This is a genomic window from Streptomyces atratus (assembly GCF_014648655.1).
Classification (GTDB): Bacteria; Actinomycetota; Actinomycetes; order Streptomycetales; family Streptomycetaceae; genus Streptomyces; species Streptomyces atratus.
The window spans coordinates 315,642-324,770 of record NZ_BMRN01000006.1; the positions used below are offsets into that span (position 1 = coordinate 315,642).

Genomic DNA, 9,129 nt, shown 5'->3' on the forward strand with positions numbered 1-9,129 from the left:
GGTGCGGCGGAACAGGCCGCGACGGCGGGTGGCGACGGGGCGGGAGAGGGGGATTTGCCAGGCGCTATTTCTCCGGCTCGCCATGCGGTGTGGCGCCGTTGTCGCCGGCCGGGCCCTGCCGGCCCCTGGCGTCCTCCAGCAGGGAGAGCGCGAACTGCAGCAGCTCCGGCGGGAGACCGTCCTCGTCGAGGCCGCGTCCGGCCGGTCCGCTGATCTCCCCCGTACGCCGCTTCGCGAGGAACTGCAGACCGGCGACGACATCGTCGACGACCTCGGACTCCGCCTTGAAGAACCGCCAGTCCACGCCGAAGCCCAGACCGAGCGCTTTGAGGATGTCCTCGGACGGCTGGGTGACCTTTCCGGCAAGGATGTTGGAGAAGTAGCTGTGCGAGAGGGATCCGCCGCGCTCCTTGACCAGGTCGGTGAAGACCCGCCCCGAGATCTTCTGACCGGGGAACGTCTTCTCCACCATGTACTCGACCTTCTGCTGCAACGTCCGCAGCTCCGGCGCGCGTTCCTCGCCGCTGTCCATCCGGCCCCCACGTATCCGCCACCGTCCGACCGGTGCGGCACGGTCTTCGATTCGGTCAACCGGCTCGTACTGTAACGAACCCTGACGTGGCGTCCTCGGTGTGGGAGGCGGTTCGCAACGCTGCACGGGAGCGGGCTTGCGCAAGAACTCTGCGTCACTGTTAACTCGAAAAAACACGGGCAGGGAACCACGAGGGGAGTCCCCTGCCCGTGAAGTCGTCCCGGGCAAAAGGGGCATGGTCCGCATATGGTGTAGCCCTTCACGACGGGGGATGCGCGAAGGGCTACACGTACATTATGGCTGCTGGTCAGGTCGTCATCAACTGACCGACCGGTCAGTGGGTGTTGGGGGTGCGGGGCCGCCGCGTCGGACCTGTCCCGCGCCGGAGCTGCGTCGTACCGGTCGACCGGACGGTGCGGCGTGCGCCGGAGGGGCGCGTCTGTGGGGTGTGCCGGCGGGGAGCGGGCCGGTTGCACGGCTTCGGGGCAGCTGATTTCCCCGCCCGGACCAGGGAAATCTGTCGCGGCTATGATAGAAGCGATGGCTCGCACAATGAGATTTTCTCTTTCGGTCAACGAAGTCAGCGATACGCGGTAGGTGCAAATGCCCACAGGAACTCCTCCGCACGCCACCGACCGGCTCGATGACGACGACTACCCCGCCTACACCATGGGCCGCGCCGCGGAGATGATCGGCGCGACGCCCGCTTTCCTCCGGGCGATCGGCGAGGCCCGTCTGATCACTCCTCTGCGGTCCGAGGGCGGCCACCGTCGCTACTCCCGCTACCAGCTGCGAATCGCGGCCAGGGCCCGTGAACTCGTCGACGGCGGCACGCCGATCGAGGCGGCCTGTCGCATCGTGATCCTGGAGGACCAGCTCGAAGAGGCCCTGCGGCTCAACGCGGAGCTGCGCCGGCCCGCGACGGAATCCGGCGGGGCTGCGGGCATCTGAGGAGGACGGACCCGGGCGTGCGTCCCGGCCGGGGACAGGTGGATGTGGTGCCGGGGGCGGGTGAATATCTATTGCCGACGACGCAGAATTTCATGCAATGCGCGGCAAGGGTTTATGGCGTATCCGGTGGAGTGTAATTACTTGCCGCGCCCGGACGCTTCCACCGTGCTACTGTGGATGCAGTTGCAGTTGTGGTTCCCAAAGACTCCAAGTGCTCTCTTCGGCTTAATGCGTCGATGAGTGCACTTTTGTATTTTCCGGCGCTTTGTTCCGGATGGGGTAATCATCGCGGCGACGCGGGATTCGCACAGTGTGAATCCCCGGGCACTGCCCCAGAAGGAGAAAAAACATGGCTACTGGCACCGTCAAGTGGTTCAACGCAGAAAAGGGCTTCGGCTTTATCGAGCAGGACGGCGGCGGCGCTGACGTCTTCGCCCACTACTCGAACATCGCCTCCAGCGGCTTCCGTGAGCTGCAGGAAGGCCAGAAGGTGAACTTCGACGTCACGCAGGGCCAGAAGGGCCCGCAGGCGGAGAACATCACCCCTGCCTGATCCCGCTGCTCCGGCGCTGACGCGCTGTGACGCATATGCGCAGCTGGGGTCCGCACCTTCGGGTGCGGGCCCCAGCTCGTTGTTTTTCCCGCGTCCGGTACGGCTCATTCTTCGCAGCCGGGCTCGGTACACGTATGTCAACGGCCCGTTCTTGCGATTCCTGCGCCGCTCGTCGCTCAGTGAATTCCTCGATACGCGCCATATCGAGGAAGGGTTCTGAATGAACCGCGAACGCACAGCTCGCCCGAACGACCGATACTCCCGCACCCGCTCCGGTGGCTCCACCGCTTCCGGCGGCGGGTTCCGCTCGCAGTCCCCGGGCCGCCAGGGCGGACAGGGCGGCGGCCGTTACGGCGCGCCCGACCGGCGCTCCGGCGGCTCCGGCCGCAGGCCCGCGGCCAAGCAGGGCGAGTTCGCGCTGCCGAAGACCATCACTCCGGCGCTGCCCGCCGTGGAGGCCTTCGCGGACCTGGACATGCCCGCGCCCCTGCTGGCGGCGCTCGCCGCCGAGGGCGTCACCACGCCGTTCCCGATCCAGGGGGCCACCCTGCCGAACTCCCTCGCGGGGCGCGATGTGCTGGGCCGCGGCCGGACCGGCTCCGGCAAGACGCTCGCCTTCGGCCTGGCCATGCTGGCCCGTACCGCGGGTAACCGGGCCGATGCCCGACGCCCGCTGGCCCTCGTGCTCGTCCCCACCCGGGAGCTGGCCCAGCAGGTCACCGACGCGCTCACCCCGTACGCCCGCTCGCTGGGGCTGCGCATGGCCACCGTCGTCGGCGGCATGTCGATCGGCCGGCAGGCCAGCGCGCTGCGCGGTGGGGCCGAGGTCGTCGTCGCCACGCCCGGCCGGCTCAAGGACCTCATCGAGCGCGGCGACTGCCGGCTCGACCGGGTCGCCATCACCGTCCTCGACGAGGCCGACCAGATGGCCGACATGGGCTTCATGCCGCAGGTCACCGAACTGCTCGACCAGGTGCTGCCGGAGGGCCAGCGGATGCTGTTCTCGGCGACCCTGGACCGCAACGTCGACCTGCTGGTCCGCCGCTATCTGCACGACCCGGTGGTCCACTCGGTCGACCCGGCGGCCGGCGCCGTGACGACGATGGAGCACCACGTGCTCTACGTGCAGGGTGCCGACAAGTACGCCACCACGACCGAGATCGCGGCCCGCGACGGCCGGGTGATCATGTTCCTGGACACCAAGCACGCAGTGGACAAGCTCACCGACCATCTGCTCAACAGCGGGGTGCGGGCCGCCGCGCTGCACGGCGGCAAGTCCCAGCCGCAGCGCACCCGCACCCTGGCCCGGTTCAAGACCGGGCACGTCACGGTGCTGGTCGCCACGAACGTCGCGGCGCGCGGCATCCACATCGACAACCTCGACCTGGTCGTCAACGTCGACCCGCCGAGCGACCACAAGGACTACCTGCACCGCGGCGGACGCACGGCCCGCGCCGGTGAGTCCGGCAGCGTCGTCACACTGGTGCTGCCGGGCCAGCGCCGTGAGATGACCCGTCTGATGGCCGACGCCGGGATCATTCCCAAGATCGCCCAGGTTCGCTCCGGCGAGGCCGAGCTGAGCCGGATCACCGGCGCGCAGACTCCCTCGGGGGTGCCCGTCACCATCACCGCACCGCTGACCGAGCGGCCCAGGAGCGGTGGCGCGCCCTCCCGGGGCCGGCGCAGCCGTCCCGTCCGGTCCGGGCAGTCGCGCCGCTCGGACCTGCCCACACCGGAGGCGCGCGCCGCCGCCAAGCAGCGCCGCACCAACCGGGCGGCGTGACCCCGGGGGCCGCGACCCTCAGGCGATCATGAAGTCCCTTACGGGCAGGGCGCGTTCGACGATCCTGATGTCGCCGAGCCAGCCGTGCATCAACTGGTCGAGCCTGCCTCCGTACTCGTAGGCGCCGAGCAGCCAGGGCAGGCCCAGGGTGGTGAGACCGGTGGTGCGGGTGGCGGGGTTGCGGGCGACCATGCAGCCTTCGACGTACATCGTCGTGTGCTTCTCGTCGTTGACGACGGCCACGTGCCACCACCGCTCACGCAGCAGCTCATGGCTCCAGTTGGTGACGGCCCCCGGCTGGTTCAGCGGCGCCGCCGCCCACTGGAGCCCGGGGCCGTCCGATACGGAGAGGGTGGTGACGGGCTCCTCCGGGTCGCCGGAGGTCTTGCCGGCTGCCCCGAGCGTGCCGCGGCGGCCGAGCACGGCGCCCCAGGCGTTGCGTCCGGCGTCCCAGTCGGCAGGAAGGCGGAGGAAGGCCTCGATGGTGTAACCGGACCTGAACGTCTTGGTGTTGAGCGGTGCGTTGTTCTCCGTACGCAGATATGCGCCCCGCAGCGGCGGCTTCGAGCCGTCGAAGTAGAGGCTGCCGTGGCCGGGCTGGTCGGGGTGGTGGGCGGTGGACCAGCGCAGCGCGTCGGGCGCACTGCCGGGGACGGCTTCGCGCACCAGGTCGTTGCGGTGCCCGGACAGGTCGGGGACGCGCAGGCCGGCGTCGGCGGCGGAACCGTCCTGGTGCGAAGGGGAGTCGAAGCGCCAGTAGGCGACGGTGCCCGGTATCAGCAGCTGCTTCGCCGGGCGGGGGCCGCGCACGGGCACGGGCGCGAAGCCCGCGAAACGCTTCTCGAAGTCGATGGGGACGGCGAAGCGGTCCTGCGGACCGGTCAGTTCGATCTCGCCGCGCTCCAGGTCGTTGAGCCTCTCGCCCGCGCGGCCGAGGATCCACGGCGAGATCGTCTCCACGTCGATGGTGTTCCTGGCCAGGTCGAAGCGGTAGAGGCGGATCATGGCGCTGCCGCCGTAGTAGCGGTTCTGGTAGTTGGTGATGTGCAGATGGACGTCGTTGCCCGCGGTGTTCTTGACGGTGGTGCGCCCGGCGGGCCAGTAGTGGCCGTTGAGGGTGAGGAAGATCTGGTCGTGCCCGGCTATCAGCTCGTCCCACAGATGCTTTCCGTGGTCGGAGAGTTCGGCCTCGTCGCCGTCCGCTTCCGCGTACACCAGCTCGTGGGTGGTGAGGATGACCGGCGTGTCCGGGTGCTGGGCGATGACGTCCCTCGCCCAGGCGAGCCCGGCCGCCGACGGCCGCCAGTCGAGCGCCAGCACCAGCCACTCGCGCCCGGCGGCGCGGAACAGGTGGTACGTGTTGTAGCCGTCCGGGGTCGCCCCGCCGAACGTCGGCAGGCGCCGCATCCGCTGCGGGCCGAAGGTGTCCAGGTACGGGGTGCGGCCGCGCCGGTCGTCGGTGGACGACTTGATGTCGTGGTTGCCCGCGACGACGCTGTAGCCGACCCGCCGCCGGTCGAGCAGCTCGAACGCCTCGCCTATCGCCGCGAATTCGCCTGCCTGGCCGCTCTCGGTGAGGTCGCCCAGATGGGACAGGAAGACGATGTTCTCGTCGCGCCCGTGATCGAGTACGTAACGCAACGACGCCTCGACCGGCGCCTTGTCGATGCTCGCCCCGTCGAAGAGGTACTGGGTGTCCGGCATGACGACGAGCGTGAACCTGGGGCTCTCGGGATCGGGTCGCCAACCGGCTGTGACGGCACCGGTGTTCTGCTGGGGAAGAGCCGCGGCGGGCGTGGCGGAAGCGAGCCCCGTGGCTGCGGTGGCGGCACCGGTGAGCGCGGTTGCCCGCAGGAACGTACGACGGCTCGCGCCGGGCAGAAGCGGTCCGTCGGGCTGGTGGAGGGGGCTGCACATGGATGTCTCCGCGGAGGACGAACGTCGGGGTGATCGTCTGCAAGCTAGCCGCGAAGTGGGTGAGGAACCGGCTCGTAACGGCGACAGCCGGGCGAAGACTCCATGAATTGCACAGCGCCGGGCGTGCGGGGTCGTGGTGGTGGGGGCGTTGCGGACACGGGATGGCGAGGGCCGGGTGATGGGCCCTGACCCGCCGCGCCCCGCTACCGTCCGCCCGCTACCCGCAGCACCGCTCCGGTCACATACGACGCCTCGCCCGACAGCAGCCACGCGATGGCGGACGCGATCTCCGGGGCAGCTCCCGGGCGGCCGAGCGGAATGCCGGCCGCGGCCGTGGCCGCGCGGTCGGGGTCGCCCGCGGTGGCGTGCATCTCGGTGTCGATCATGCCGGGGGCGACCGCGTTGACCCGGATTCCGTCGGGCCCCAGTTCCTTGGACAGCCCGATCGTCAGGGCGTCCGCCGCCGCCTTCGTGGCGGCGTAGTGGACGAAGTCCCCGGGGCTGCCGAGGGTGGCAGCGGCGGAGGAGATATTGACGATCGCGCCGGACCCACGGGCCGTCATGTCCTTCGCGGCCCGGCGGCAGCACAGCAGACAGCCGAGGAGATTCACGTCCAGGACCCGGCGCAGTGTCTCGGTGGAGGTGTCCACGAGACGGCCGAGAGGACCTGTCACTCCCGCGTTGTTGACCAGTCCGGTGACGGGACCGAGCTGCGCGGCAGCCGCGTCGAAGAGCCGTTCCACATCGGCCTCCACAGCGGTGTCCACCCGCACCGTGACACAGCGCGCCCCCGCGGCCCGCACAGCCGCCGCGGTCCGCTCGGCGGCCTCGGCGTTGCTCACGAAGCCCAGTGCGAGGTCATGCCCTTCGGATGCCAGACGGACACAGGTCGCGGCACCGATCCCGCGACTGCCGCCCGTGACGACGGTGACGGGGCGCGACGACGGAGTGGTGCTGCTGACTGCCACTGGAGGAACCTCGCGCTCTCTGGTCATGCCGGTCACGTCGTTCTCGGATTGTACGGAGAACGCCTCCCCCGGACGCCTTTTGGACCAAGGTCACAGGTGGATCGAGGCCCCCCGGTCGGGTGACGCCCGGGCTCCCGCGAGCATCCCGGGCGCCCGCTGTTGGAGTGGCGCCGGGCTGGCCGTTGGCGTGGTGTGCGGTCCGGGACGGGCCGGGTGCCTAGGGTCGGCGGCTGACGGACCGCTGTCGGCGTGGAACGGGTTGAATCGCCCGGCGCCGGTGACGGCTCCTCCTCAACGGCGTTCCCCTGCCATCGCCTCGCATTGCGGTGGCGGGGGACGCCGACCGTCTCTGCGACGATCTGCGCCGGCACGGTGGGGTGGAGACGGACGGCCGTGAGCCTCCACCTCCTACGACCACAGCGCCTCGGCGGCCGAGACACCGGCGAACGCCGCGCCCAGCCCCGCCACCACGCTCGCCACCACATTGGCCGCGGCGTAGGACTTCGCCCCGTCCTCGGCCAGCCGCAGCGTCTCGTAACCGAAGGTCGAGTACGTGGTGAGCGCCCCGCACAGTCCCGTACCGAGCAGCAGTTGCAGGTGCGAGGAGGCGGCGCCGGCCGCGACCGCGCCGGTCAGCAGGCCCAGGATCAGCGATCCGGTCACGTTCACCGCGAAGGTGCCCCACGGGAAGACGGTGTCGTGCCGGGACTGCACCGCCCGGTCGGTCAGATACCGCAGGGGTGCCCCGACCGCCGCACCGACGATCACCAGCAGCCAGTTCACCGGTTCCGCTCCCGGTCGTCGCCGTAGTGGACGACCTCGCAGCTGTCCAGGACGACCAGGCCGCCGTCCGCGACCAGCTCTTCGACGATCGGCAGGAACGCACGGATCCGCTCCTCCGCGTCCACGATCACGACCGCCACCGGCAGGTCCTCGCTCAGTGAGAGCAGCCGCTGGGTGTGGATCATCGACGAGGCGCCGAACCCCTCGATCCCGCGGAACACACTCGCGCCCGACAGTCCCGCCTTGTGCGCCCGGTGCACGATCTCCGTGTACACCGGCCTGTGGTGCCACCCGTCGGACTCGCCGACGAAGACCGTCAGGCGCAGTGCCCGTTCCGTGTTCGGCGTCGTCATGACTGCCTCCGCGCCAGCACGCGGCGGGTTGCCCACACCGCACTCCACACCGCCGCGAGGGCCGCGCACAGTGTCAGTCCCAGATACGCCAGGCCGGTACGGGCCCGGCCCGCGTCGACGAGGCGCTCGATGTCCACCGCGTATGTGGAGAACGTGGTGAACCCGCCCAGCACCCCCGTACCGAAGAACGGCCGCACCAGCCGGTGAGCCGTCCACACCTCGCTGATCACCACCATGAACACGCCGATCACCGCGCAGCCGACGACATTCACGATCAGTGTCGTCCAGGGGAAGCCGCCCGGGGCGGTGGGCCAGATCAGCGTGGCCCCGTAGCGGGCGCACGCTCCGAGTGCACCGCCGAGCGCGACCACCGCGACGACGGAACCTCGGGGATTCCGGGCTCCCATGCCTGCATGTCTCCTGCCTGCTACACGCACCAGGCTATCGCCGCCGCCCCGAGGGAGCGTGTCGGGCCCGTCACCCGCCACTCGGTACCGAAAAGGGAGACCGCCCGGAAGCCGTCGAGCCGACGGCCCCGGGCGGCGCCGGTCCCCGGTGCGGCCCGAGGGCCCGGACGCGGGCCTACCAGGTCTTGCCCGGGGGCTGCCTGGTGGTGACGTTGATGCGGTTGAAGAGGTTCGTCAGACCGATGGAGAGGACCAGGGCCGAGAGCTCCTTCTCGGTGAAGTGAGCGGCGGCCGCGTTCCAGATGTCGTCCGGCACCGGGTCGGAGCGGTCGCTGAGCCTCGTGGAGGCCTCCGCGAGCGCGAGCGCGGCCCGCTCCGCGTCCGTGAAGCAGGGCGCATCCCGCCAGGCCGACACCGCGAAGAGCCGCTCGTCGCTCTCACCTGCCTTCCTGGCGTTGCGTACGTGTCCCTCGACGCAGAAGGTGCAGCCGTTGATCTGGCTCACCCGCAGACCGACGAGTTCGAGCGTCGTCTCCGCCGGGCCGCCCTTGTTGATGGCCTTGACGAGCCCCAGCAGGGGCGGCAACGCCTCGGGGATGATCTCGGCCGGGTTCTGCATACGTGCCTGCATGTGATGACTCTCCTTCGATATCCGTCGCGGCCGCGTTCCCGCCGCGCCTTCACCACACTGACGGATGCCGGAGGGAAAGTGTGACGAGCGGCCCGGGAATCCGGCGCCACCTGCAGTTCTCGTGGTGAATTCGAGGTGCTTCGTTCGGCGGATACAGAGCAGAATGAAGCATTCCGCTTTCTGTCGGGTCAGGATGCCCGGATGCTAGGCTCGCGCGCGATCCTGCGCGGGGGACGAACCGGAGAACATCC

At 70.0% G+C, this 9,129-nt stretch carries 10 protein-coding genes; 3 read left to right on the top strand and 7 right to left on the bottom strand.

Annotated elements, in window-relative coordinates:
• Window positions 1-64: 64 nt before the first annotated feature.
• On the bottom strand, window positions 65-532 hold the full coding sequence (locus IEZ15_RS13555) for a hypothetical protein (protein ID WP_189276794.1): 468 nt from the start codon (window positions 530-532) through the stop codon (window positions 65-67).
• Between the two features lie 603 nt (window positions 533-1,135).
• Between IEZ15_RS13555 and IEZ15_RS13560 the strand changes: the two genes are divergently transcribed.
• The 3 genes from IEZ15_RS13560 to IEZ15_RS13570 all read left to right on the top strand — a co-directional run bounded on the left by IEZ15_RS13560 (window position 1,136) and on the right by IEZ15_RS13570 (window position 3,819).
• On the top strand, window positions 1,136-1,483 hold the full coding sequence (locus IEZ15_RS13560; RefSeq protein ID WP_114245387.1) for a MerR family transcriptional regulator: 348 nt from the start codon (window positions 1,136-1,138) through the stop codon (window positions 1,481-1,483).
• 349 nt (window positions 1,484-1,832) lie between these two features.
• A complete protein-coding gene (locus IEZ15_RS13565) occupies window positions 1,833-2,036 on the top strand; it encodes a cold-shock protein (RefSeq protein WP_073727988.1) in 204 nt (67 codons plus the stop codon).
• Between the two features lie 220 nt (window positions 2,037-2,256).
• Complete coding sequence (locus tag IEZ15_RS13570) at window positions 2,257-3,819, top strand: DEAD/DEAH box helicase (RefSeq protein ID WP_189276796.1); 1,563 nt, start codon at window positions 2,257-2,259, stop codon at window positions 3,817-3,819.
• Window positions 3,820-3,837: 18 nt separating this feature from the next.
• Here IEZ15_RS13570 and IEZ15_RS13575 read toward each other — a convergent pair whose 3' ends face one another.
• The 6 genes from IEZ15_RS13575 to IEZ15_RS13600 all read right to left on the bottom strand — a co-directional run bounded on the left by IEZ15_RS13575 (window position 3,838) and on the right by IEZ15_RS13600 (window position 8,878).
• A complete protein-coding gene (locus IEZ15_RS13575) occupies window positions 3,838-5,736 on the bottom strand; it encodes a LamG-like jellyroll fold domain-containing protein (protein ID WP_189276798.1) in 1,899 nt (632 codons plus the stop codon).
• A gap of 203 nt (window positions 5,737-5,939) precedes the next feature.
• On the bottom strand, window positions 5,940-6,704 hold the full coding sequence (locus tag IEZ15_RS13580) for an SDR family oxidoreductase (protein WP_229845870.1): 765 nt from the start codon (window positions 6,702-6,704) through the stop codon (window positions 5,940-5,942).
• 408 nt (window positions 6,705-7,112) lie between these two features.
• A complete protein-coding gene (gene crcB / locus IEZ15_RS13585; RefSeq protein ID WP_189276802.1) occupies window positions 7,113-7,487 on the bottom strand; it encodes a fluoride efflux transporter CrcB in 375 nt (124 codons plus the stop codon).
• Window positions 7,484-7,840 (bottom strand): DUF190 domain-containing protein, encoded by a 357-nt coding sequence (locus IEZ15_RS13590; RefSeq protein ID WP_189276804.1) that lies wholly within the window; start codon window positions 7,838-7,840, stop codon window positions 7,484-7,486. Before IEZ15_RS13590 ends, crcB (IEZ15_RS13585) begins: the two co-directional genes overlap by 4 nt.
• Entirely contained in the window at window positions 7,837-8,247 is a 411-nt protein-coding gene (gene crcB, locus IEZ15_RS13595; RefSeq protein WP_114245382.1) for a fluoride efflux transporter CrcB, read from the bottom strand. Before crcB (IEZ15_RS13595) ends, IEZ15_RS13590 begins: the two co-directional genes overlap by 4 nt.
• Window positions 8,248-8,422: 175 nt before the next feature.
• Window positions 8,423-8,878, bottom strand: a complete 456-nt coding sequence (locus tag IEZ15_RS13600) for a carboxymuconolactone decarboxylase family protein (RefSeq protein WP_189276806.1) — start codon at window positions 8,876-8,878, stop codon at window positions 8,423-8,425.
• Window positions 8,879-9,129 lie beyond the last annotated feature (251 nt).